Here is a 24420-nt window from a genome sequence, read left to right on the forward strand (position 1 = left end):
GGAATGTTTGGCTTGTAGTAAGCGCTTCAGCACTTACTACCAACCTGACGGCAAATCTCATCCATCACTTTTGGTCTATAAAGTCAGCGTCGATAACATCTTCACCGCCGCTGCTCGTGCTGCCACCTGTCTGCTGAGAATAGACCGCGCTGCCAATTTGCATGAGTGCCTGCTGAATGTCGTTGGTGAGGGATTTCATCCGATCGTAGTTTTCTTGCTCGATCGCGGTTCGCAAGTCTTGAATCATCTCTTCCAGGCGAGTTTTGTCTGCGGCGGGGACTTTATCGCCCAAGTCTTTGAGTTGCTTCTCGGCTTGATAAGCAACCGAATCAGCATTGTTTTTGGTGTCAATTTGTTCGCGGCGGCGGCGATCGGCTTCGGCGTTGCGTTCGGCTTCTTTCACCATTTTCTCGACTTCTGATTTATCGAGCGTAGAGGCACCTGTAATCGTGATCGACTGCTGCTTGCCAGTGGCTTTGTCTTTGGCAGAGACAGAGAGAATGCCGTTCGCATCAATGTCAAAGGTGACTTCAATTTGGGGTACACCACGCGGTGCGGGAGGAATGCCGTCGAGTCGGAAGGTTCCCAAGCTCTTGTTGTCGGATGCCAGCTCCCGCTCCCCTTGCAGAACATGGATTTCCACATTGGTTTGGCCATCGGCAGCAGTTGAAAACACCTCCGACTTTTTGACTGGAATGGTGGTGTTGCGAGGGATAATTTTGGTCATCACGCCACCCAGGGTTTCTACCCCTAAAGACAATGGTGTGACATCCAATAGCAACACGTCTTTAACATCACCTGCCAATACCCCCGCTTGGATGGCCGCACCTACAGCAACAACCTCGTCCGGGTTCACGCCCTGACAGGGTTCTTTTCCGGTCATTTGCCGCACTAATTGCTGCACTGCTGGAATGCGAGTCGAACCACCCACCAGCACGACCTCATCAATGTCGCTAGCAGTGAGTTTGGCATCGCGTAATGCTTGATCAACGGGTTTGCGGCAGCGATCGAGCAGGTCACTACACAATTGCTCAAACTGACCTCTGGTCAAGGTCACATCCAGGTGCTTCGGTCCGTCCTGGGTAGCTGTGATGAATGGTAAATTAATTTGCGTTTGAGTCGCTCCCGACAGTTCAATCTTGGCTTTTTCTGCTGCCTCTGTCAGCCGTTGCAAGGCTTGCTTGTCTTTGCGTAAATCAACGCCCTCATTGCGCTGAAATTCAGTGGCAAGCCAATCCACGATCTTTTTATCAAAGTCATCTCCACCCAAGTGGGTATCACCACTGGTGGATTTGACCTCGAACACGCCATCGCCCACTTCCAAAATGGAGACATCAAACGTACCGCCCCCCAGGTCAAACACCAGAATCGTTTCATTACTTTTCTTATCCAACCCATAGGCCAGTGCTGCCGCTGTTGGCTCGTTGATAATGCGTAGAACTTCAATGCCTGCAATCCGTCCGGCATCTTTGGTGGCTTGTCGTTGCGAGTCGTTGAAGTACGCTGGGACGGTAATCACGGCTTGGGTGACAGGTTCACCCAAATACTTGCTAGCATCATTGACCAGTTTGCGCAGCACTTCAGCCGAGATTTCTTCTGGTGCAAATTGCTTTTTCAAAATTGGGCAGTCAAGTTTGACATTGCCATTACTGTCTCGTAATACCTTGTAGGAAACCTGTTTGGCTTCCTCGGTGACTTCATCATACTTGCGTCCAATAAATCGTTTAACTGAGTAAAAAGTATTGTCTGGGTTCATCACTGCCTGCCGTCGGGCAATTTGTCCAACGAGCTTGTCGCCCGTTTTGGTGAATGCTACAACCGATGGCGTGGTTCGGCTGCCTTCGGCATTAGCAATGACAACGGGTTGTCCTGCTTCCATCACTGCCACGCAGGAGTTTGTTGTTCCTAAATCGATGCCAACGACTTTTGCCATCGTTTGTTTCCTCCACTATTCCAAATTGTCCTAAAACGGTTTATGGCGCGATCAACGGAGCCTGAAGAGACTGATTGCAGCCTTTTTGGGGTGCCTAAGGCTGCGATTATGAGCTGAGGGTAGCTAAACTCTAGTGGACTATAATTTGTAGGTGCAGTTTTAGCTGCAATTTCTCTTCACCAAGCAAGCAGTAGATCCTGTAAATTGATGCCTAGAGAACCACTATATAAAAATAGTGTAGAACTGATTTCAGATTAAAGGGGATCGGTCTTCCAGATGGGAAAAGTTCCTCTTTCCGATCCCCCTTGTGCAGTCAATGGATGAATCACTCAGGATTGACTGCTTTAGATTAACCCAAGTTCACTTTCACAACCTTGTTCTTTTCTTCTTCAGCCTTCGGTAAGGTGAGTTTTAGAATGCCATCTTTGTACTCAGCCTGAACATTGGTATTCTGTACCCGCGCAGGCAATGGAATTATACGCTGAAACTTGCCGTAACGAAATTCTGTGCGAGTCATTCCTTTTTCTTCTGTTTTAGTTTCCGATTTCCGTTCACCCATAATCGAAACAGAGTCTGCCGATACTTGGACGTCCAGATCTTTCGCATCCATACCTGGGACTTCTAGCTTGAGGTGAATCGCATCGGGGGTTTCCTCCATTTCGGCTGGGGGAACAAAGGTTATGCCATTTGCAGTTTCGCGGACGGTCGGCATTAGCTCGTCAAATAGGCGATTCATCTGCCGTTGCAGTGTATCAATTTCCCGAAACGGTTCCCAACGAACGAGTGCCATAGGAATTTACCTCCTGTTATGTCGATACTTGCGATGTTATTTTTTATGCGATCGAATGAATTGTCTCCAACAAGTTGTCTGAGTTCGTGGTGCAGGCTTTAGCCTGTCATGACTGAAGTCACTACTACAAACTGTTACTATAAACTGCAAATGTTGAATCTGCCTTGGTGCTGAAACAGGAAACAGAGAACGGGAATTCTCTGGAGTTCTGCACTGAAGATTCAAGATTAAAAGTAGGGAAAAAATCTGAGGACTTTCTGAGGACTGGCTGGATTTGCCTCGCCAATTATTATATTGGAGGGGAAGTTAAGGGAGCATCCCACGCTTGTCGCCCTCACCCTAAATCTCTCTGCCAAAGCGGGAGAGGGAATTCAATCCGGCTCACCTTATCCTCAAAAGGGAGAAGGGCTTGGGAAAGGAGGGAAAGTAAATCGTTGCTTGGTTTGATCGTAGGAAAATGGAGATAACGGGTAGTAGGATGGCGGCAGAACGATGAAACTGTTGATTATAGATGACGATCGCGAAACAACTTCTGCTCTGAGGGCTGTACTTACCACCCAGCAATTGACGCTAGACATTGCGCCGGATGCTCAGACGGCACTAGCACTGCTCCAAACGGTTCCCTACGATTTAATTGTACTGGATGTGATGTTGCCTGATGCAGACGGTATTTCCCTGTGTCGCAGGATTCGGCAACAGCAGCAAACTATCCCGATTTTGCTATTGACAGCGAAGGATGCGGTGGGCGATCGCGTGGCTGGGTTAGAAGCGGGGGCGGATGACTATCTCACCAAGCCTTACGACTCCGCAGAATTGCTGGCGCGAATTCGGGCTTTGCTGCGGCGGGGACAGACCCCTATTACTGAAACCCTGACCTGGGGAGCGTTGCAGGTTGATCCCCAAGGTTGCAAAGTCACCTATCAGGGCAATCCGATTAAGCTAACCCCCAAAGAGTACCGGTTACTAGAACTCTTTTTGCGCTATCCCCACCGGATTTTTGATCGCAAAGCATTGCTCGATCACGCCTGGTCGACTGATGAATGCCCAGGGGAAGAAGCCGTCACTACCCAAATTCGGGGACTACGCCGCAAGCTGGAAGCCGCCGGGCTGCCCAACGACCCGATCGAAACGCTATATGGACTGGGCTATCGCTTACGAGCTTGGCAACCGCAAACGCACTCTCAGGAACCCCTTGACGCTGGACAGCAGGAGGCGATCGCCGCCATTGGGCAGATGTGGCAGGAGTTTCAAGGACGACTCCAGGAGCAGTTAAGCCTGCTGGAAGAAGCAAGCAGCAACTTAGCCAACCAAACGCTGACCCCAGCGCAACAGCAGCAGGCTCAGTACATTGCTCATCGGTTGATCGGGTCCCTCAGTGCTTACGGGCAACCAGAGGCAGCGACACTGGCGCGACATATTGAGCAAGGATTTGCTGCGCCTCAATCTGCGATCGCCCCTCAATTAACCACCCTGCTACAGCAACTCCGGCAAGCGACTACTCAATCTCCCTTTGCCAATGCTCCTGCAAGCTCAACAGCATCCCAACCGCCGCTGACCCACCGAATTTTGGCGATCGCCCCTGACCCCACCCTGTTGCAATCCCTCCAAACCGAAGCACCCAGTTGGGGATATTACCTGGACACTGCCACCGACCTCACCAGCGCCCGTCAGCAGCTTTTGACCCAAACGCCCGATGCCATTATTCTCGATCTGGACTTCCCAGATACCCAGAACACGGGACTCACTTTCCTGACACAAATTAAACGCCTGGGATCTACACCCGTCCTGATTTTGACCCAGCAAGATGGGTTGAGCAATTCTCCTTCAAAGACGCTACGCGATCGCATTACTGTTGCCCGTCTGGGAGCCGATGCCTACTTGCAAAAATTTGCATCTCCCAGCGATATATGGCGAGTTGTCAATCGCCTGCTGCACCGCTTTGATCCCATCACCGCCAAGCTGCTGATTGTAGATGACGATCCCGACCTGCTGACACGATTGCAGACACAACTGCAATCCTGGGGGTTTCAAGTCACCGGGCTGAGCGATCCCAGCCAGTTCTGGTCGGTGCTGCAAACAACCCGCCCCGATCTGCTGCTGCTAGATGTGTCTATGCCCGAATATAGCGGCATTGACCTGTGCCGAGTGGTTCGCTGCGATGCCCATTGGTACGCCCTGCCCATCCTGTTTCTGTCTGCCCATGCCGATGCCGATACGTTGCATGAAGCCCTGTCAGTCGGAGCCGATGATTACGTCCTCAAGCCGATCACCGAAGCTGATTTAATTCAACGAATTTTAAAACGCCTGGGACGTATAAGTGCTCTGGAGGAGGTACCCGCCTAAAGGTGGGCTGAAGCAAAGAGAATCAATGTGAGTCAGTTATCTACCCGTCTGCATTGAATTCTGCTGCTCGCTTTCCAGACGCATCTGCTCTTTATGAGGGGCGATCGCCTCTTGATACGCCTGAACTGCTGAAGTTCCTGCTTTTCCAGAATCTAACTCACTGAAGGCATCCAGGCGACTATACAAGATTATCACATCTCCAGGATGAATCACCGTGCTAAAGTGTAAAAGAAAAATCCACCCATTGCAGGAGTAGCGTCTTGTCTGAGGATCGGTTTCATCTTCAGAAACGATTGGTGAATGCGGGATTGCTCGTGGCGATTTTGCTTTTGGGTAGTACTGGTGTTGTAGCCTTGCTCAATGCCCGCGAGTGGCAAACCACCCAAGAACGAGTGCAACACACTTACGATATATTGCTGACCTTGGAGCGGGCAAAAACTAACCTGAATGGCACGGCGAAAGCGCGGCGAGGCTATTGGCTGAGTCAGGACGTCGAGCCTGACTCTAAGCTCTTTTTGCAAGACTATCAAACCAGTGTGCAACAGACACAGCAAGCCCTGGCGCAACTCCAGCAGTTGACAGCAGACAATCCTACCCAGCAAACTCGCCTGCAAAAAATCAACATCCTCTGGCAGCAGTATCAGGCGCTCCACCAGTCTCAGGTTGAGCCATCTCCAACGGAGAATCAATCTGAAGCGCAGCCCTCCTCTGTGATTCAAACACCTGATCGCTCTCTGAGCGGTGCGGAGTACTATCGCCTCCAGCAACAAATCTTTGCCCTGCTCAACCAGATGGCTGCCACCGAGCAACAATTGTTACAACAGCGCACCGCCGCCACTGCCCGCCTGACGGGCATAACAAACCATATTCTGGCGATCGCCTATAGCTTGAGTCTGGTGTCCCTGGCGACTATCTATGCCCTACTGCGACTAGAAGCCGGAAAGCGACAGCAGGCTGAAGCCAATCTCCGCCGCAGCGAACACAAGTTTCAGTCTGTGTTTGATGAACTGTACGAATTTGCCGGGTTGTTAACTCCCGCAGGCCTATTGATCGAAGTTAATCAAGCACCCCTCACCTTTGCTCAAGTGACACGGGAAGACGTGCTGGGCAAACCTTTCTGGGAATTCCCCCTCTGGCAGCAAAGTTCAGAATTAACTGAAATTGCCAAAACGGCGGTTAGTCAAGCAGCAGCAGGGCGCTTCTTCTACACCGAAGTCACCTTCAATAGCCCGACTGGGCAGCCCCATACCTTTGATGTCTCCGTGAAACCTGTCCATTCGGCTCAATCAAAGCAGGTGATGTGGTTAATTGCTGAAGGACGAGATATTACGACTCAGGTACAATTACGGGATGCGCTACGCCAGGAACGCAATCGATCACTTCAGCTCATCAACAGTAGTGTAGACGGCATTGCTGCTTTTGATGAGCAGGGAACCTGTACCGTGTGGAATCCGGCGATGGAAGCCCTGACGGGCATTCCCCGCGATCGCGCCATTGGGCAGTGTGGGATGGATCTCTTCCGTTCTCTTGTTCCAGACTCTACTCTCCAGCACCTGCATCTGGGTATGGCGGATACCGTAACGGCGTTTGATTTTTCCCGCTCCCATCCCCAAACTGGGCAATTGCAAATGATTGAAGCCCGTTACTCGCCCCTGCACAACGGCAGCACAACTGTAACCGGGGGATTAATTGTGCTGCGAGATGTCACCCGGCAACGAGAACTGGAGCGGCTCAAGCGAGAATTTATCTCCATCATCAGCCACGAAATTCGCACTCCCCTGTCTTCGATTCGCGGTGCTTTGGGATTGGTTGCCGAAGGCATTTTAGATGACGATCCCCAAACTGCTAGGGAGATGGTAAGCATTGCCAATAACAACATTGAGCGGCTCGTGAGACTGGTCAACGACATTCTGGCACTGAATCGCTTGGAATCAGGACAGGTGGATTTGAAATATCAGTGGTGTCCAGTGATTTCTCTGGTGCAGCAAGCCTTTTCCAGCGTTGAAGCTCTCGCTACTACCCACCAGATTCGCCTGGAGGCAACTGTACCCGACGATCTCCGGGTCTGGGCTGACCCCGATTGGCTGGTGCAGGTTCTGGTCAATCTAGTCAACAATGCCATCAAGTTCTCTCCTCCCCAAACAGCGATCGCTGTCACCGCAGAGGCGATCGCCTCCGAGTCCATCATCCAGTTTTCGGTCGCCGATCAAGGACGCGGTATCCCGGCAGATAAGTTACAAACCATCTTTGGTCGTTTTCAGCAGGTCGATGCTTCCGACTCTCGCCAAAAGGGAGGAACCGGACTGGGACTAGCCATCTGTCGCCAGATTGTGCAACAACATGGCGGGCGCATCTGGGTAGAAAGCGAACTGAACAAAGGCAGTACCTTTTATTTCACATTGCCCCATCCAGAGCAGCGACAAGAAGCGGAAAGAAACCAGACAACACAGAAGCTTCTTTAAGGTAGAACAAGCAGTGACCGAAGGGATCTGAATCTCGATGTGGAATGGGATCGGTTTAGGATCTGGGCGTGAAATACGGCCTATTTTGTCATGAATACCGTATTTTCAAAAGATTTCACTGCCTGTCAAGATAAAAACTTGGAGTGATGCCCGTCTTGTGACTTATGTTGTGATCGCTCAGGAGTAGGACGGGATTGTCGTTATTCATTGCAATTGCTTTAGATTGAACGTCTGGGTGGAGCACTTCAGCCCAGGAATCAACCGCACATTGTCGGCAATAATCGTACAACCCCATTGGGGGCGATCGCTCCAGTTTCAACCCTCTGGTGTGTGTGGGCAACACTCTCCCTATGCTCAAAGCAATATGTTTGACTCTTATGTTTAATTCTAATCCCAATCGCTGCATCTTGCTGATTGATGATGAACCCGATCTCTGTCGCATTGTCAAAATTACTCTGGAACGCCTCAAAGGCTGGAAGATTCTAACCGCTCAGACCGGACAGGACGGCTTCACCATTGCCCAAACCCAACCACTGGATCTCATCTTACTCGACCTGAGCCTACCCGATGGCAATGGATGGGAATGGTTGCAAACCCTGAAAACCAATTTAGTGACGCGATCGATTCCCGTGATTCTCTTCACAGCCAGTGACCCCACCGACCCCAACTCCACAGACAACTTGGGAGGCAATAGTGCTGACATTGCAGGAGTCATCCTCAAACCCTTTAACGTCCTGCAACTCGCCGATCAAATCATCACCCAACTCCACTGGTAAAAGGGCTTGTTGTAACAACTTCAGTCATCGCAAACCATCCCCGTCTCCGCAACCTAAAACCTGAACTCCCTCAGCGTTTCCTTAGAATTCTGGTTTTTAATGGGCAATAAAACCTGCACTGATTACTGTCTATCTTCCAGGGTGCTTGGCCCCTCTCCCTGAACCTTAGCCTGTTTGGGGAAAGGCGGGCTGAATCATCTAAGACGTACTAAAAAAGAAAGCCAAAATTGATACACTTAAACGCTTAAGTCAGTATTACAATCTATCAGTCTAAACCTGAAGGAAGTTGAAGGTCTCCCAGTGCAGGAGTATAGCGGTGTTCTCAAATCTCGGATCGATACAACAACAGCCAATGATTGACTCATCGGCAAAAAATATTCTAGCCACGCGACGCATTTTGTTTGTAGATGATGAATTTGATGTACGGCGCGTCGTGCAAACCTGTCTGGAAAAAATTGCCCACTGGACGGTAATTGTAGCAGAGTCTGGAGAAGAGGGCTTACAAAAAGCCAGAACAGAACATCCCGATGCGATCATTTTAGATGTGATGATGCCAGAAATGGACGGCTACCAGTTTCTCAAGCTGCTGCTGGCTCAGACAGAAACGCGCTCGATTCCTGTGGTTTTATTAACGGCTAAGGCCGATTCTTTGGACGTTAAGCAGTATGAAGCACTGGGAATCAAAGGTTTGATTGGTAAACCCTTTAACCCGTTGACTCTGCACCGAGAAATTGCAACTTGCTTGAATTGGGTTCTCTAAGTTTTCCTAAGCACCAGGTCTGAAATAATCCAGCAGGCGATCGCCCGAATCGGCCCGAATCAGAGCCACTACTACTTCCGGTAAAGCAGCCACTCCGGGATAAATAAAGTAGCGGGGTTCCCAACGGGGATGAAATTTCTCTTTAAATTCATGCAACCCTCGAAAGTTGTAAAATCGAGTCAGGTGTTCGTAAAGATAGTGCAGTGCTTTTTCTAGCTTAGGAGAGAAGGGATCTTCTCCCACACCCGCAAGAGCAGATAAGCCCAAATTAAATCGGTCATACCCTTGTTCTTTAAAGTGTTGAAACAAGGAAATAAAGAGAAACTCCATAGTGCCATGTTCTACGGTTAACCTTCGCCGCATTAAATCAATCGTGATTTCATTCAGTTGGTACTCCGGAATGACATTGGCAAAGGCACTGATTTGTCCGGTCGGTGTTTGGACAACAGCAACTTCACATTCCCGAAGATAGACTTCATCAAACCATCCTAATGAAAACCGCTTTTCGGAACCCTGCCGCATTTTTAACCATTCATCGCTCACCGATCGCAACTCTTTGAGTAGCCTGTCAGTCAGTGGCGGAGTATGAAAATCGACTTGATGTCCTAATTTTGTCAGGCGATTGACAGCATTCCGCAAATTTCGTCCGGCTTTACCTTGGAGCGTAAATCTTTGTAAATCTACGATCGCCTCTTCACCAATTTTGACAGACTTGAATCCCAGGCGATGATACTGATCTAAGTAATCAGGATGGGTTTGATAGAAAGCAGGATGCCAATCGTTGCGATGACAAAATCGTACAAATCCTGCGATCGCTGGCGTCACGTCTGTTTCTGGGCCAATCGGATCGCCTAAAGCAACAGCACCTCGCCCTTTCGGAACATAAGCAATCACGCTTTCTCCTGAAGGACTAAAGTAGTAAGACTTGTCGCTTAAGAGCGTTAAATGAGCCAGGGATGAGCGCCCGTAACGTTGTACGATTGCTTTTGCCCGTTGACGTTCTTCATCCGTAGCAGGTATTCCCCTCAATATCACGGGTCGCCACAACATCCACAACGCATAGGACAATGTACTCGCTCCCACCAGATAGATGGATGTGGCAAAAAATCGCCCGAATCGCGTCGTTGGTTCCAATCCAGCTTGATCCAGCGTGAAGAACATCGCCAAAGTTTGTCCGATCGCTTGCCAGAAGTTGAAGCGTGTACTAAATTCTTGATCGAGTAGAAAAAATCCAGCCGTACCGTAGGCTAAGGTGAATAACAATGCACCAATTAAGACCCGTACCCCCTGGGCGATCGACGGGCGATCGGATTGGGCTGTAAATTGGTGTCGCATCGGCAACAACAAGACAAACAGCCCCAAAGACAGTAATCCCTCCTCATAGTCCAATCCTTTCACAAGATGAGAAGACAAAGAAATACCTAATAGGAAAACCGCAAGCCACCAAGCTAAACGCTTTCGTCGCAGCAGATTTGTCGCCAAACTGAGTAGAAAAAAACCACTGAGTGCTGCAAATAAATTACCGCCTGCACTGACCTCAAAGGGAAAAATTGCTCTTAGCCACTCCATTCGTTCAGATACACCCGGCGTGACGGCAGATAACAAATTCGTTATCCCCACCGCAGCAATCCAGACGGTAACAATCCATAGTCCGATCGCGCGCTGAGGTAAGTTGGGCTTTGGAGTCGCGCTCATGGTACTGGGGGCGGTAGTGTCCGACATAGGCTTTTGTTGAACTAACAACTTCTAGAAATTAAATTAATAATCTAAGCAAACGATGAAGATCGAATTGAAAAGTTTAGTGTGACCTGCGTGCGCAGTTCACACGTCTAGCAACTTCCTCCCAGATTTTCATCGGCACTCACGTTGCACCAATTCACCTTATTCAAGCCCCACTCAATGACTGCGACAACTCCGCCACCTAGAATACTGCCGTCCTTAGGAGCGAAAATCCCTTCGCTGAGCGATCGCCTCACCAGCCTGCTGAATCGCTTGCAGCCCTCGCCAGAAGTCTTGGTAATCTTCTCTGCATTGATTATTGGTGGAGGAGCAGGCTTAGCAATTGTTTTATTTCAAAACTTAATTTCCTTAGTGCAAACTTTGGCATTTGTGCAGGTACTCAGTTACTTATTAAAATGGGGAACTTGGACACTCGCTACTATTCCTGCCCTAGGCGGCTTGCTGATTGGTATCTTGCGTTGGTCGTTTCCAACCCTATTAGGACAAGACCTAGCAGCACTGTTGAGTAATACCAGAGTCCAACTGTTTTCTCCGTTGCGCCCCTTCGTGAAAATGCTGGCTGCTGCTGTATCTTTGGGAACAGGAGCATCCTTAGGACCAGAAGGACCGAGTGTGGAAATTGGCTCTAGTGTGGGTGTATTACTAGGACAAACATTTCAAGTTTCGCGAGAACGCTATCGTTTATTGCTAGGAGCGGGGGCTGCTGCTGGATTTGCTGCCGGATTTAATGCACCGATCGCCGGGGTCTTCTTTGCGATCGAGGTAATTTTGGGAACCCGATTTGCTACCCCTGCTGCCAGTTTAATTTTGCTGTCAGCGGTTATTTCTGCCTTAATTGCTCAAAGCTTTTTGGGAGCACATCCTGCCTTTGATTTGCCAACTTATCAATTAATGAACTACTGGGAATGGTTGAACTATTTTGGCTTAGGGATACTAGCAAGTTTAGTTTCAATCATCTATACGCGATCAATTCGATTTGCCCAGGCATGTTTTCAAGGTGAATGGACGAACCAAATAGGGATAGGTAAATTACCTGCTATTACACAACCACTGCTAGGAGGAATAATTGTCGGACTTCTGGCACTCAAGCTACCACAAATTCTTGGTGTCGGCTATGATGTACTAGAGTTAATTCTTCAAGGAGAGCAATTTTCTCTACAATTTCTCTGTGTCTTACTAATTGTCAAATTAATTGCCACGGCAATTAGTTTAGGCAGTGGTTTGGTAGGGGGAATCTTCGCGCCTGCCATGCTTCTGGGAGCTTGCTTGGGGAGTGCTTATGGCAATTTCCTGCTTACAATCTGGCCCCATGCCGAAATCGCACCTCCTCCAGCCTATGCCCTAGTGGGAACGGCTGCTGTTTTAGCCGGAAGTGTGAGAGCACCACTGACTGCGATTCTGTTGCTGTTTGAGATGACCCGCAATTACCTGATTGTCTTGCCACTGATGGCGGCAGTGGGGATCAGTGTTTGGGTAGTTGATTTGATGCAGTATAATTCCTCGAATCGAGAATTAGATCTACCCCAAATGGGGGTAAATCTGCAAAACCAGGATGAGATAGAGCTTCTGGGAGATGTAGCTGTTTCTGCCCTCATGAATCGAGATTATTTTGCCTTACCTGCATCGATGCCATTAATTCAGGCAGGACAAACGATGTTACAAAACAAATGCCATACAGCTTTAGTTCTTAATAATACAGGACAATTAGTTGGAGTGGTCACCCTCGCCGACATTCGGCGAAAAATCACCCAAGTTGTCGCTGAACGCTCTCAGTCTATCGATAAGGCATCTCAATCAACTGATCAAAATCCCTTTCAGCAAACGCTTGAAGAAATCTGCACTAGAGAAGTTCTCTATACCTATGAGGATGAATCCATTGCCGCAGCACTAGAGCGTATGGGAGCTAGAGGGCTATATCTCTTACCAGTAGTTGATAAAGATAACCCCCGTACAGTGGTGGGAGTCATCGAACGTAACCAAGTGGAGTTAGCAGGAAACTTAGTGATGACACAAGCTGCACTGGCAATGATTTCTCCGCAGGAACCCATCACCGTCAATTCGTCAAGCTGAAGTTGCACAATCTACAAACGTCTCATTTTTTCTACAGGTTTCCCTGGTAAAAGTTGCAGTGATAGGGATAGAGGATTTGAAGTTGTCGAACACTAGTGGCATCCAATCTTCGGGTTTTAGGTATAAAAAGCAACTATTTACTGTTGCAATACACGGGAGGAACTGATGGTACAGCATCTGATTTTTCACAATTGTCCCGATACGGTCAAAGAAGGAATTCGCGACTACTGGAGCCGAAAACAGCCTCGAATTGCTCGACTCTTGCAAACATTTCCAGAGGAGCAACGGCATTTAAGATTGATGGTCGATCGCAATCCTGACGGCTATCAAGCAAGAGCAGTATTAATGTTGCCGACTCAGGTGCTTGTGGCTCAATCCAAAACTCGACAGGACGTGTATCAAGCTGCGATCGATGAAGCTGTCGATATTCTGGCAGAAGAAATTCGTCGCCACAAAGATAAGTTGCGGCGCGATCGCACCCACCGGAAAAAACAACAGCAGCAAACAGACTTTGCTACTGCCCTGGAATTGTTAGAACAAGATATTCGCCAACAACGCCGAGAATTCTTCTTTGATTTATTACGTCCTGTACTACGCAACTTACGAAATCATGCCCGGCGGGAATTAGTTTTTGCTCAACTAGAAGGCAAGGTTTCCCCTGATGAAATGACGGTATCCGATCTACTCGATGAAGCGATCCTCCGGGCCTGGGAAGGCTTTGAGCAACGTCCTCCTCAGCAACCTCTCGATCAGTGGATCAGTGGACTAATGCATGAAATCATCGATGAGCGAGAAGCTAAAGCAATTCCTGCCATTTCTTTAGAGACCGAAATTTCAGAAGATGATCCGCGGTTTCGTGTGGCAAGTGGCTGGATTCTAGACAACGAGCCATTTTGGGGCGATTTGGAATCTTTGACTTTAGAGGACATCCTTCCCCAACACGAAGTTGAAGAACCCTGGGAGGCCTACAGCCTTGATGAGAAGGAGCAGTGGTTGTTTGCCCAATTATCGAAATTGCCCAAGCTGCAACGTCGGGCATTGATGCTTTACCTCCTAGAAGGATGGGAGGTGGAGGAAATCGCCATGCTGCAACAACGAAGCGTTACAGAAGTACGGGCAGATATTGAGGCGGCACAGACTTTCCTTAAAGATCAGTTGTGGCAGCAAATCTATCAACGTCAAAACTGATTGGCCAGTCGCCCACACGGTAACAGACAAGACAACACTCATTCACCTCAGATTTTCCTCAGATTTTCGGCTTAAGCTTAAATAGCCCACTTTCGATGAATTGCAACGATGCTGACTGAAACGCGCCAGGTTAAGGATTTGATGACGACCGACCCGGTGACTGTAAAGCCGACAGATTCTGTTGAAACGGTTTTGCGATGTCTTGAGGAAAACCACATCAGTGGACTTCCTGTAGTTGATGAAACAGGTAAGGTGGTTGGCGTCGTTTCAGAAGCAGATTTGTTATTCAGAGAGCGTCCTGTTCGCTTGCCATTGTATCTCTCGTTTTTAGGTGGAATCATTTATCTCGAACCGCTTGATCATTTTGTGCAGCAGTTGAAAAAGAGTTTAGGGATTCTAGTCCAGGATGTGATGACACCTGACCCAATCACGATCGCCCCAGATGCTCCTATCTCCCAAGCGGCTGATTTAATGCTAGAGAAACGAGTAAATCGTCTACCTGTTGTGGATGAAACGGGGGCACTGGTTGGGATTATTACACGGGATGATCTATTACGTGCGTTGAAATCAGATTGATTGCATGACTCTTCCCAGAGAAGTTCGCAAGGAGCTACAGGATCATGATCAGCAAAATTTCAGACTCGCTTCAAGGTGATAATCGCTCAACATTATCATTCTCTTCTTCGCTCCGTTCCCAGATCAGTGGCTTTTTAGAATTGAGTTTGCTGATCCTGATTTTCGGCGGCTTGGGCTGGTTCACGGTCACTAATCATTCTCCAATCAGCGCGATTTTGTTGATGATTGCAACCGCAGGAGTGCGTGGCTGTTGGCTAGCGGGGTTTCCAGTTTGGGCTGGCTTACTCTCGCTGACGTTTAGTGCTACCTGGATTCTGGTTGGTGCCCTGACGGATAGTGGCATCTATGGATGGGCAGTGGCGATCGCCCTCAGTTGGATGAACGTTTTTTTACTCGATATTAGCCTGTCCCATCTGATCGACCGTTTCCATCAAATTGGATGGCGTTACTCGCAGATCTTTGGGCTTTTAGCAATCGTCTGCACACTCAGCACAACGGTAGGAGGAATCCTGCCAATTCTGTGGAAGATCTAAAAGCAAAAAATCAATAGACGAGATTTTGATCATGGAACTTGGATTGATTGGACTGGGGCGGATGGGGGCTAACATGGCACGTCGGCTAACACAAGCTGGACATACAGTTATTGGCTACACTCGCCAATCTGAAAAAACAGAAGCATTAGTAAAAGAAGGGGCGATCGCCCGTGGCGTGACTGCTTTCTCTAATTTAGTGAATGCGCTTGCCAAACCCCGTACCTTCTGGCTGATGCTGTCCGCTGTTTTGAGTTCAGCCCTCTACTCGCGATTTAGCTCACGGGGTGAAGCCGACTTTGCAGATAAGCTGCTCTCTGCTTTGCGCTATGAGTTTGGTGGACATGTGCAAACCTACCATTCCGGTTCTGGAGGTAAATGATGGTAGCCACAGCGTCTGATGCACTTGTCTTGTTTGGAATTACAGGTGATTTAGCCTACAAAAAAATCTTTCCAGCGTTGCAGGCAATGATTCAGCAGGGGCACCTGGAGATTCCGGTGATTGGGGTAGCAAGGCGTGACTGGAGCATTGAGCAATTACAAAGCCATATTCACAGCAGCCTGGAGGAACGGGGAGGGGTGGATGAACCTGCCTTTAAGAAGCTGTGTTCATTACTTTGCTACATTTCAGGAGATTATGGCGATCGCGGGACTTACGAAAAGCTTTGCCATGTCTTAGAAAACTCAAAGAGTCCCTTATTTTACTTAGCGATTCCGCCCAGCCTGTTTAGTACTGTCGTAGCTGGATTAAAGCAGGTCAATTGCTCTCAAAATGGGCGTGTCATTGTAGAAAAACCCTTTGGACGCGATCTTGCATCTGCACGGCACCTGAATCACATTCTCCACACGCTGTTCTCAGAAGAACAAATCTTTCGGATTGACCATTATCTTGGCAAAGAGCCAGTTCAGAATCTGCTTTATATGCGCTTTGCCAACTCCCTATTAGAACCCATCTGGAACCGTACCCATGTTTCTAGCATTCAAATAACAATGGCTGAAACCCTCGATATTCAGGGGCGCGGCAAATTTTATGAAGAAACAGGTGCCATTCGAGATGTCATCCAAAATCATCTGCTTCAAGTGCTTGCATGCCTCATTATGGAGCCACCACCAACCGAAGATAGTGATGCAATTCGCAAAGAAAAAGCACGTATCTTAAAAGCAATTCGTCCAATTGATCCGCTTGATGTTGTTCGGGGGCAATATCGTGGCTATCGCCAAGAGACAGATGTTGCCCCTGACTCTAAGGTAGAAACGTTTGCGGCGATCAAGCTCGAACTCGAAACCTGGCGATGGGCGGGGGTGCCAATTTATCTGCGTGCGGGGAAATGTCTACCGATTTCTGCAACAGAAGTGTTACTCAGGCTCAAGCGTCCTCCTCAAGATGTGTTTGGTGAACGGGCGTTTGGATTGGCGAACTATTTTTACTTTCGTCTCAGTCCCAATATGTTAACCGCGATCGGAGTTCGCTCTAAAGCACCCGGTGAGGGAATGGTTGGTAATGAAGTGGGACTGGTTGCTCAGGTTGAACCTGCGAGTGAAATGCAACCCTACGAGCGCCTCTTAAGAGATGCAATTAAAGGAGAACCCATGCTGTTTGCCCACCAGGAGGAAATAGAAGCCCAGTGGCGAATTGTGGAGCCTATTTTGACCAGAAAATCGCCAGTTTATGAGTATGAACCCGGCACATGGGGACCTCCCCTTGCCGATCGCCTGACTCCACCCGATGGTGGTTGGCATTTTCCACTTTTAGATTGAATGGAATCAATCAAATTTTGCCCTGAAAATGATCTTAATGATCTTAATTGAGGCTATGGCTGTTGTCATCAATAATGCATACAACCGTGTGGAGGCAATTCGTATGAATACGGGACGTTCGAGTAAACGCTTCTATCACCTGGCAACCATTAAAGCAACGCCAGATGGCTTCCTGGTTGTGCGCGATCGCTACGAAATGTATGGCAGCAAAGCCGAAGAACTCTACACTGATGAATTTGGTTGGGCTGATTTCCTGGCTGATGGCGGCACGGTTGCCATTTGGATTGAAGATGGGGTGGGATTATCGAGTTAAATCAAGTTTGTAAAACCTGATCGCAAATTCGCACCACGATAAACACTAAATTGTCATTCTAAGGAGTCAAATTTTTATTGCAAAATGCCTATTGTTGAAGCTTAAGTACATCTCTGGTGATTGCCAGTTCCAGGAAAAAGACAATTATCTATCAAAATCATCATTGAAACCATCAAATTTATGCGCTACCGTCGATTTAGCTACCGATATACGGGTGTTTTTTCTGGCATAACTTCGCCTTCCCAGTCCACCGTTTGGGAAGGTCAACTTCAGGCAAGCTTTGCCTATCCACAGTGGCAACCCGCCGCCGACCTCTATGAAACGCCCACCGCCCTAATTGTGAAAGTTGAAGTGGCGGGCATGGTGGAAGAAGACTTTGAAATTTCCCTCTACGAAAATGCCCTGGTGATTCAAGGTGTGCGCCCCTGGGAGAGCTTTGAAGGGGAGGGACTGTACCACGCTGTTAACATTCACTATGGTGCTTTTCGACTGGAAGTTCCCATCCAGCAGCGAATTGACCGCGATCGCATCCAGGCGCGCTATGACCGGGGTTTCCTGTATGTCATCCTACCCAAAGCAGAGGTGTGATTATGACCGATACACCCATCAATGTGAATCAGAATTCCGAAATAGATGCCCAAACAACTCCCGAAATTCCCGACATTCTGCCGGTTTTACCGCTCATCAACACGGTGATAGTTCCAATGGCGGTAGCTCCCATTGTGGTTGGGCAGGAGCGATCGGTCAAACTGGTAGATGAAGTTATGCGGACTAATCGGCTGGTGGCACTGGTGGCCCAGCGTCACCCAGAGGCCCGTCCAGCAGGCCCGGATGATATCTACCGTGTGGGGACTGCTGCAATTATTCACCGACTATTGCGTTTGCCGGATGGCACCCTCCAACTCGTTGTTCAGGGACTAAAACGCATTCGTATCCTGGACTTTCTGCAAACCGAACCCTTCTTAGTAGCCAGGATTGAAACCTCTCCGGAGCAGGTGATATCCGGTGTGACGGAGCTAGAAGCTTTGCGTCGCACATTGGGTGAGTTATTTAGCAAACTGGTGCCCCTGACGGAGGATATTCCTAACGAATTAGCTGCTGCTGGTGAAAATATCAGCGATCCCCGCCTGTTTGCTTACTTGGTTGCGGCAATGACCCCAATGGAAACGCCCCTGCGGCAAGAAATCCTGGAGTTAGATGCTGTAGAAAACAAGCTCCAGCGGCTGATTGAAATTGTCCAGCAAGAATTAGCCGTGCGGGAGTTACAGCAACAAATTGCCTCGGATGCCCAGGAAAAAATTTCTAAATCTCAACGGGAATACATTCTTCGGGAACAATTGAAATCGATTCAGCGTGAACTGGGTGAAGAAAACGCAGAACAAGCAGAAATTCAAGAACTACGCAACCAACTGGAAGCAGCCCAGCTCCCCGAAGAAGCCCGTAAAGAGGCATTCCGCGAATTGTCACGCCTGGAACGACTGCCCGCCATTTCCCCGGAATACGGCATGATTCGTACCTATCTCGACTGGATGGTGAGTCTGCCCTGGAATACAACGACAGGTGAGGCGATCGACCTGGGATATGCGCACCAAGTATTGGATGAAGATCACTATGATCTGGAGAAGATCAAAGACCGGATTCTGGAATATCTGGCGGTTAAAAAGCTCAAGAGTGAGCGTGGTGCCGTTCTGGAAGAGCAATCCTCTGTCCAGGAAAAGGCTCCAGAAGAGGCACCAGCTTCCCAAAAGCCTCCAGAAACCGTGCTAGAGGAGATTCGCCGCGAACCGATTTTGTGTTTTGTGGGGCCACCCGGCGTGGGTAAAACTTCCCTGGGACAGTCGATCGCCCGGGCAATGGGACGCAAGTTTGTCCGCATTAGTTTGGGTGGGGTGAGTGATGAAGCCGAGATTCGCGGTCATCGTCGTACCTACATTGGGGCGTTACCGGGGCGCTTAATTCAAGCTCTGCGACGAGCCGAAACGGCTGATCCGGTGTTTATGCTGGATGAAGTGGATAAACTGGGCAGAAGTTTTCAGGGCGATCCAGCAGCAGCCCTGCTGGAAGTCCTCGATCCAGCCCAAAATCATACCTTTGTAGACACCTATTTAGGCGTACCTTTTGATTTATCCAGGGTATTGTTTATCTGCACAGCCAATACTGTCGAAACCATCCCCTCTCCCTTGCTCGATCGCATGGAAATTTTAAGTCTCTCTGGCTATACTGAACTGGAGAAGTTGCACATTGCTCGTCGCTATCTGCTGCCCAAACAGCTACGGGCTAATGGACTCAAGCCAGAGGAACTGGCAATTACCGATGCGGCACTCCAGCGGATTATTCGGGAATATACCCGTGAAGCAGGGGTTCGCAGTTTAGAGCGAGAAATTGGTGCGGTGGTGCGCAAAGTGGCTCGCCAAATTGCGGAAGGAAAAGTGACAGCCACCACCGTCGAAGCCGAGCAACTTCCTGATTATTTGCGTCGCCCCCGGTTTCTTGATGAAGTGGTGGAACGGATTGATCGCCCCGGTATTGCCACAGGTTTAGCCTGGACTCCTGCTGGTGGCGATGTGTTGTTTGTGGAAGCGACCATGATGCCTGGACGTGCCGAACAGTTGGTGTTAACCGGGATGCTGGGGGATGTGATGCGGGAGTCTGCCCAGGCAGCCCTGTCCTATGTACGGTCTAATGCGGAGAAATTGGGGATTGATCCCAAGGTATTTATGGGAAAAGTCGTGCATGTACATGTGCCAGCGGGGGCGACACCCAAGGATGGGCCTTCAGCGGGGGTGACGATGGTAACAGCGATCGCCTCTGTTGCCTCTGGTCGCTTGGTTCGTAATGATGTGGCCATGACGGGAGAAATCACGCTGCGGGGCAAAGTGCTACCAGTGGGGGGAATTCGGGAAAAAGTATTAGCCGCCTATCGAGCAGGAATTAAGACAGTGATTCTCCCCCAGCGGAACGAACCAGATTTAGAAGATGTGCCGGAAGAAGTGCGCCATCAACTCCAGTTTGTACCCGTGAGTGCGGCGGAGGAAGTTCTGGCGACGGCGTTGACAGCTGCCAATCTTGATGCTTCATGATCCTTCCCATGACCCCTTTTATTCTACGAGCATTCTTCACGCTCTTCGTGGTTCTTGATCCGATCGGGTTAGTGCCTATTTTTCTGACCCTGGCAGGTGAGTATTCCCCTAAAGTGCAAATGCGTATCATTCGCCAGTCCATTTTAGTCGCAGGGGGTATTTTATTTAGCTTTGCCCTATTTGGTAACAATTTGCTGCGCTATCTGGGAATTAGCGTGGAAGCCTTTCAGGTAGCGGCTGGAATTTTATTGTTAAAAATAGCCGTTGATATGGTGTTTGCCCAACATCAGCGAGAAACGAAAGCAGAAGAATCAGAAGCTCAAACCCGAACAGACATTAGCGTCTTTCCCTTGGGAACGCCGTTGATTGCCGGGCCGGGTGCATTGGCTAGTATTTTGGTCTTGCAGGGGGAGGCGACTATTTATCCCTTTGGTACGGTGATCGTTTTAGGAATGACGATGTCTGTGCTGTTGTTGCTCTATGGTTCGCTGGCGATCGCCCAAACCCTGACCCAATGGCTCGGGCGGACGGGGATTAATGTCGTTTCCAGAGTGTTGGGAATTTTACTGGCGGCACTGGCAGTGCAGTATGTAATAGATGGGATCTTGGCTCTCATGAAAAAAACATTGTTTTGAGTATATAGAAAAAGACAATCAAAAAGAACGCAAAACAGCGATCGTCACCCAACTCATCAACCCAATGCCAGATAAGAGTAAGCCTTGACTAACCATTTCAATCAAAGGAGAAGATACAGAATCCTGTCCCAATAATTGCTGTAGAATTGCGCCAGAAACCAGCGAACCCATTGACAGGATAGCTAAACTCAAACGGTTCATCCCTTGTTGCTGCGTGTGCAAAAATTCTTGCTCTAGTCGCCAACCTAGATTGATGCCTAACTCTGAGCGCTCTAGGCGATCGAGTAACACTTCAAACCGCTGGGGAAATTGGGTAGTTAGCCGGGATAAATAAAGACTCGACTGCACAGCATCTTGCCATAGCTCAGTTCCAAATAGGCGCAGACGAATTGCCTGTTCTACAATAGGACGCGCAACTTCTACAAAGGGAAATAGGGGATCAAGTTGGCGGGCGATTCCTTCCACATTGGCGATCGTTTTCACAAATAATCCAATCGTGCCTGGCATTTGAATATTATTTTCTCGTGGCACCCTCAGTGCTTCATTGAGCAGTTCAGCCAGGTTAATTTCTGTCAAAGGTCGAGTATAAAATCTCCTGAGCAGGCGGTCAAAGGCAGACTCAATTGATCGTAAATCGACATCTAAGCGGGTAAACCCTAGCTCCCGAATGGCCTGGGTGACAATTTTGGGCCGCTCGTACACAATGCCAATGAGCAGATCGGTGAGAATACTTTGTGTACGAGGGTCGATCATGGCAACCATGCCACAATCCAGTAAGGCTAACCGATCCTGGGTATCATCCCCGATATACAAAAAATTACCAGGATGGGGATCGGCATGAAAAAATCGATCCAGATAGATTTGTTGCATCACCACCTGAACCGCTAAGGTTGCCAGTCGCTTTTTGCGGTGTTCGGGGAGATCAACCTGATTCAGCTTGATCCCTTCAATCCATTCCAACGTCAGAATACAATCAGTTGTCCAATCCCAATACACCTTGGGAACAACGACTTGTCCAGATTTCCAAAAACGGCTATTGCTTAAATTTTGGCGGAGTTTTTCGGTGTTGCGAGCTTCTCGATGAAAATCAAGTTCACCCAAAAGGCTGTATCGAAATTCTTCAACTAAGCCAGGTAAATCGTAAGCCTGTCCTATTTTATCTCGACTAAACCAGTTCGCGAGAGCTTCTAGAACCTCCAAGTCCCGCTCGACAATTTCTCGAATACCAGGACGTTGAATTTTAATCGCAACGGTTTGGTGGTTTTTCAAAACCGCCCGATGCACCTGGGCCAGAGAACCAGCGGCAATCGCCACGGGTTCAATAGTGAGAAATTTAGATTGAAATGATTCTCCAAAAGCATTTTGTAAAATCGGTTCTATCTCATTCCAGGGTAAAGCAGGAACATTGTTTTGCAAAGTTTCCAGCACTGCAATGTACTCTGGACTGAGCAAGTCTGGACGAGTACTGAGCAGTTGTCCGAGCTTAACAAAGGTCGGCCCTAGCTCAATTAAGATTTGTCGCAGAACATGGGGTAGAGGTAAAGCGGGTTGTTCGGGTTGGGCATCTTTGATAATGCGACTGCGAAAATAATTCCAGCCATTGCGTAAAATGACTTCAATAATTTCAGCTTGGCGGTGGCTGGCGGTGGCTGATTTGGCAGCAAGTAAAAACATCTTCAGTGACTTGACTAAGAAATAATTGAGAAATAACAATGAGGAGAGAAATCAAATATTCCCTCCTCGTCGGTTTACACTATTTCATCTGTTACCATTAGTAGTCAAAGTCACCGCCGCCTGCTCCGGCGCCTGCGGGGGTTTTCTCCTTTGGTTCTGGTTTATCAACAACAATACACTCGGTTGTCAGCACCATACCTGCTACCGATGCAGCGTTTTGCAGGGCACTACGAGCTACTTTTGCTGGGTCAACGATGCCAGCCTCAAACATGTTCGCAAACGTATCTTTGGCGGCATCATAGCCTTCGTCAAAGGGCAGCCCTCGCACATGTTCAGCAATCACTGCACCATTCACACCGGCGTTATCCGCAATCCGACGCAGGGGTGCATAGAGGGCACGTGCCACAATCATGGCACCGGTCAATTGTTCATCTTGAAGATTGCTCTTCGCCCATTCTTCCAGTTGCGGCGCGAGGTGAGCAAAGGTGGTGCCACCACCGGGCACAATCCCTTCTTCCACGGCGGCTTTAGTCGAGTTGATGGCGTCTTCCAGCCGGAGTTTGCGGTCTTTTAATTCGGTTTCCGTCGCGGCTCCCACTTTGATGACTGCTACGCCACCTGCGAGCTTCGCCAGTCGTTCTTGCAGTTTTTCTTTGTCGTAGGACGAGTCGGTTTCCTCAATTTGGCGACGAATTTGTTCACAACGGGCTTTGACGGCTTTTTCGTTGCCTTCAGCCACGATCGTGGTGTCTTCTTTGGTGATGGTGACACGACGGGCTTTACCAAGCATTTCGAGCTTGGCATTTTCCAACTTCAAGCCTGTGTCTTCGCTGATTACCTGACCGTTGGTGAGGACGGCGATGTCTTCCAGCATGGCTTTACGGCGATCGCCAAATCCTGGTGCTTTGACGGCGCAGACCCGTAGTACGCCACGCATATTATTCACAACCAGGGTTGCCAAAGCTTCTTTTTCAATGTCTTCAGCAATGATCAGGAGCGGTTTGGATGCCCGTGCCATCTGTTCCAGAATTGGCACTAGATCCTGCACCAGGGTAATCTTTCTGTCGGTAATCAGGATATAGGGTTCTTCCAGAATCGCTTCCATGCGTTCGGCATCGGTCACGAAATAGGGGGAAATATAGCCTTTGTCAAAGCGCATCCCTTCCGTGACTTCCAATTCCGTCTGCATAGACTTCCCTTCTTCTAGGGAAATTATGCCTTCTTTGCCGACTTTTTCCATCGCTTCGGCAATCATTTGCCCAACTTCAGCATCATTGCCCGCAGAAATGGTTGCCACCTGAGCAATCGATTTGGAGTCATCAATCTGACGGGCATGTTCCTGAATCCGGTCAACAATAAAGTGGGTGGCTTTATCAATACCTCGCTTCAACAGCAATGGATTCGCTCCAGCCGCCACGTTGCGCAACCCTTCTTTAACCATGGCATGGGCAAGTACGGTTGCGGTGGTCGTTCCATCTCCTGCTATATCGTTCGTTTTCGATGCCGCTTGACGCAGGAGAGACACTCCGGTGTTTTCTACGTGATCTTCTAGCTCAATTTCTTTGGCAATGGTCACGCCATCATTGATAATTTGCGGTGCGCCGTATTTCTTCTCCAACACCACATTGCGCCCCTTAGGACCAAGGGTGACAGCCACCGCTTCTGCCAGCGCGTCAATCCCTTTTTCAAGACTGCGGCGAGCAACATCATTGTACAAAATGGTTTTGGCCATAGATAATCACTCTCCTGAAATGATTGAGATCATGAGCGTAGAATGTTCGACAGGAATCCA

At 48.9% G+C, this 24420-nt stretch carries 21 protein-coding genes; 15 read left to right on the top strand and 6 right to left on the bottom strand.

Annotated elements, in window-relative coordinates; all coding sequences use genetic code 11:
* Positions 1–64: 64 nt before the first annotated feature.
* Together dnaK and UYK_RS0120975 are read right to left on the bottom strand one after the other, a co-directional pair.
* Positions 65–1933 carry a molecular chaperone DnaK gene (dnaK, locus tag UYK_RS0120970; protein WP_016872101.1) on the bottom strand — a complete coding sequence of 623 codons (1869 nt, stop codon included), beginning with the start codon at positions 1931–1933 and terminating at the stop codon, positions 65–67.
* Positions 1934–2282: 349 nt separating this feature from the next.
* Positions 2283–2723, bottom strand: a complete 441-nt coding sequence (locus UYK_RS0120975; protein WP_009756731.1) for an Hsp20/alpha crystallin family protein — start codon at positions 2721–2723, stop codon at positions 2283–2285.
* Between the two features lie 492 nt (positions 2724–3215).
* On the opposite strand from UYK_RS0120975, the gene UYK_RS0120980 reads away from it, so the two are divergent.
* Positions 3216–5066, top strand: a complete 1851-nt coding sequence (locus tag UYK_RS0120980; protein WP_016872102.1) for a response regulator — start codon at positions 3216–3218, stop codon at positions 5064–5066.
* A gap of 36 nt (positions 5067–5102) precedes the next feature.
* On the opposite strand, the gene UYK_RS26600 is transcribed toward UYK_RS0120980, so the two are convergent.
* Positions 5103–5252, bottom strand: a complete 150-nt coding sequence (locus UYK_RS26600; protein ID WP_162138650.1) for a hypothetical protein — start codon at positions 5250–5252, stop codon at positions 5103–5105.
* Positions 5253–5326: 74 nt separating this feature from the next.
* On the opposite strand from UYK_RS26600, the gene UYK_RS0120990 reads away from it, so the two are divergent.
* The 4 genes from UYK_RS0120990 (at position 5327) to UYK_RS0121000 (ending at position 9064) form a co-directional block, all read left to right on the top strand.
* Positions 5327–7528, top strand: coding sequence for an ATP-binding protein (locus UYK_RS0120990; protein WP_235182365.1), 2202 nt, complete (start codon positions 5327–5329; stop codon positions 7526–7528).
* 235 nt (positions 7529–7763) lie between these two features.
* Positions 7764–7913, top strand: a complete 150-nt coding sequence (locus tag UYK_RS27430; protein ID WP_180962355.1) for a hypothetical protein — start codon at positions 7764–7766, stop codon at positions 7911–7913.
* Positions 7906–8304, top strand: a complete 399-nt coding sequence (locus UYK_RS0120995) for a response regulator (RefSeq protein ID WP_016872105.1) — start codon at positions 7906–7908, stop codon at positions 8302–8304. Before UYK_RS27430 ends, UYK_RS0120995 begins: the two co-directional genes overlap by 8 nt.
* Before the next feature lie 352 nt (positions 8305–8656).
* A complete protein-coding gene (locus UYK_RS0121000; RefSeq protein ID WP_016872106.1) occupies positions 8657–9064 on the top strand; it encodes a response regulator in 408 nt (135 codons plus the stop codon).
* A 6-nt stretch (positions 9065–9070) separates the two neighbouring features.
* Here UYK_RS0121000 and UYK_RS0121005 read toward each other — a convergent pair whose 3' ends face one another.
* Entirely contained in the window at positions 9071–10759 is a 1689-nt protein-coding gene (locus UYK_RS0121005; RefSeq protein WP_016872107.1) for a phosphatidylglycerol lysyltransferase domain-containing protein, read from the bottom strand.
* A gap of 204 nt (positions 10760–10963) precedes the next feature.
* Between UYK_RS0121005 and UYK_RS0121010 the strand changes: the two genes are divergently transcribed.
* The 10 genes from UYK_RS0121010 (at position 10964) to UYK_RS0121055 (ending at position 20954) form a co-directional block, all read left to right on the top strand.
* The gene (locus tag UYK_RS0121010; RefSeq protein WP_009756736.1) at positions 10964–12874 is read left to right on the top strand and encodes a chloride channel protein; all 1911 of its coding nucleotides are present in this window, start codon (positions 10964–10966) and stop codon (positions 12872–12874) included.
* Positions 12875–13039: 165 nt separating this feature from the next.
* The gene (locus tag UYK_RS0121015; RefSeq protein WP_009756737.1) at positions 13040–14062 is read left to right on the top strand and encodes an HPF/RaiA family ribosome-associated protein; all 1023 of its coding nucleotides are present in this window, start codon (positions 13040–13042) and stop codon (positions 14060–14062) included.
* Positions 14063–14170: 108 nt separating this feature from the next.
* Positions 14171–14638, top strand: coding sequence for a CBS domain-containing protein (locus UYK_RS0121020; protein WP_009756738.1), 468 nt, complete (start codon positions 14171–14173; stop codon positions 14636–14638).
* Between the two features lie 44 nt (positions 14639–14682).
* Positions 14683–15171: a hypothetical protein gene (locus UYK_RS0121025; RefSeq protein WP_009756739.1), complete on the top strand. Its 489-nt coding sequence runs from the start codon at positions 14683–14685 to the stop codon at positions 15169–15171.
* 31 nt (positions 15172–15202) lie between these two features.
* Positions 15203–15550, top strand: a complete 348-nt coding sequence (locus UYK_RS0121030; RefSeq protein WP_009756740.1) for an NAD(P)-binding domain-containing protein — start codon at positions 15203–15205, stop codon at positions 15548–15550.
* The gene (gene zwf / locus UYK_RS0121035; RefSeq protein WP_009756741.1) at positions 15550–16926 is read left to right on the top strand and encodes a glucose-6-phosphate dehydrogenase; all 1377 of its coding nucleotides are present in this window, start codon (positions 15550–15552) and stop codon (positions 16924–16926) included. The genes UYK_RS0121030 and zwf overlap by 1 nt, the downstream gene beginning before the upstream one ends.
* A gap of 28 nt (positions 16927–16954) precedes the next feature.
* Positions 16955–17239 (top strand): hypothetical protein, encoded by a 285-nt coding sequence (locus UYK_RS0121040; protein ID WP_016872108.1) that lies wholly within the window; start codon positions 16955–16957, stop codon positions 17237–17239.
* A 180-nt stretch (positions 17240–17419) separates the two neighbouring features.
* Entirely contained in the window at positions 17420–17827 is a 408-nt protein-coding gene (locus UYK_RS0121045; RefSeq protein WP_009756743.1) for an Hsp20/alpha crystallin family protein, read from the top strand.
* A gap of 2 nt (positions 17828–17829) precedes the next feature.
* Positions 17830–20319: an endopeptidase La gene (gene lon, locus UYK_RS0121050; protein ID WP_009756744.1), complete on the top strand. Its 2490-nt coding sequence runs from the start codon at positions 17830–17832 to the stop codon at positions 20317–20319.
* A gap of 8 nt (positions 20320–20327) precedes the next feature.
* Positions 20328–20954, top strand: coding sequence for a MarC family protein (locus UYK_RS0121055; protein ID WP_026086541.1), 627 nt, complete (start codon positions 20328–20330; stop codon positions 20952–20954).
* An 18-nt stretch (positions 20955–20972) separates the two neighbouring features.
* Here UYK_RS0121055 and UYK_RS0121060 read toward each other — a convergent pair whose 3' ends face one another.
* Entirely contained in the window at positions 20973–22628 is a 1656-nt protein-coding gene (locus tag UYK_RS0121060; protein ID WP_016872111.1) for an ABC1 kinase family protein, read from the bottom strand.
* A 97-nt stretch (positions 22629–22725) separates the two neighbouring features.
* On the bottom strand, positions 22726–24360 hold the full coding sequence (groL, locus tag UYK_RS0121065; protein WP_009756747.1) for a chaperonin GroEL: 1635 nt from the start codon (positions 24358–24360) through the stop codon (positions 22726–22728).
* Positions 24361–24420 lie beyond the last annotated feature (60 nt).

Source organism: Fischerella thermalis PCC 7521 (genome assembly GCF_000317225.1).
GTDB classification, from domain to species: domain Bacteria; phylum Cyanobacteriota; class Cyanobacteriia; order Cyanobacteriales; family Nostocaceae; genus Fischerella; species Fischerella thermalis.

Excerpts from the sequence above, each read along its gene's own strand:
- groL (WP_009756747.1), bottom strand. The coding sequence starts at position 24,360 with ATGGCCAAAACCATTTTGTACAATGATGTTGCTCGCCGCAGTCTTGAA.
- UYK_RS0121010 (WP_009756736.1), top strand. The coding sequence starts at position 10,964 with ATGACTGCGACAACTCCGCCACCTAGAATACTGCCGTCCTTAGGAGCG.
- dnaK (WP_016872101.1), bottom strand. The coding sequence starts at position 1,933 with ATGGCAAAAGTCGTTGGCATCGATTTAGGAACAACAAACTCCTGCGTG.
- lon (WP_009756744.1), top strand. The coding sequence starts at position 17,830 with ATGACCGATACACCCATCAATGTGAATCAGAATTCCGAAATAGATGCC.
- UYK_RS0121030 (WP_009756740.1), top strand. The coding sequence starts at position 15,203 with ATGGAACTTGGATTGATTGGACTGGGGCGGATGGGGGCTAACATGGCA.
- UYK_RS0121000 (WP_016872106.1), top strand. The coding sequence starts at position 8,657 with ATGATTGACTCATCGGCAAAAAATATTCTAGCCACGCGACGCATTTTG.
- UYK_RS0121015 (WP_009756737.1), top strand. The coding sequence starts at position 13,040 with ATGGTACAGCATCTGATTTTTCACAATTGTCCCGATACGGTCAAAGAA.
- zwf (WP_009756741.1), top strand. The coding sequence starts at position 15,550 with ATGGTAGCCACAGCGTCTGATGCACTTGTCTTGTTTGGAATTACAGGT.
- UYK_RS0121055 (WP_026086541.1), top strand. The coding sequence starts at position 20,328 with ATGACCCCTTTTATTCTACGAGCATTCTTCACGCTCTTCGTGGTTCTT.
- UYK_RS0121005 (WP_016872107.1), bottom strand. The coding sequence starts at position 10,759 with ATGAGCGCGACTCCAAAGCCCAACTTACCTCAGCGCGCGATCGGACTA.
- UYK_RS0121025 (WP_009756739.1), top strand. The coding sequence starts at position 14,683 with ATGATCAGCAAAATTTCAGACTCGCTTCAAGGTGATAATCGCTCAACA.
- UYK_RS0121060 (WP_016872111.1), bottom strand. The coding sequence starts at position 22,628 with ATGTTTTTACTTGCTGCCAAATCAGCCACCGCCAGCCACCGCCAAGCT.
- UYK_RS0121020 (WP_009756738.1), top strand. The coding sequence starts at position 14,171 with ATGCTGACTGAAACGCGCCAGGTTAAGGATTTGATGACGACCGACCCG.
- UYK_RS0120980 (WP_016872102.1), top strand. The coding sequence starts at position 3,216 with ATGAAACTGTTGATTATAGATGACGATCGCGAAACAACTTCTGCTCTG.
- UYK_RS0120975 (WP_009756731.1), bottom strand. The coding sequence starts at position 2,723 with ATGGCACTCGTTCGTTGGGAACCGTTTCGGGAAATTGATACACTGCAA.
- UYK_RS0121045 (WP_009756743.1), top strand. The coding sequence starts at position 17,420 with ATGCGCTACCGTCGATTTAGCTACCGATATACGGGTGTTTTTTCTGGC.
- UYK_RS0120995 (WP_016872105.1), top strand. The coding sequence starts at position 7,906 with ATGTTTAATTCTAATCCCAATCGCTGCATCTTGCTGATTGATGATGAA.
- UYK_RS0121040 (WP_016872108.1), top strand. The coding sequence starts at position 16,955 with ATGATCTTAATGATCTTAATTGAGGCTATGGCTGTTGTCATCAATAAT.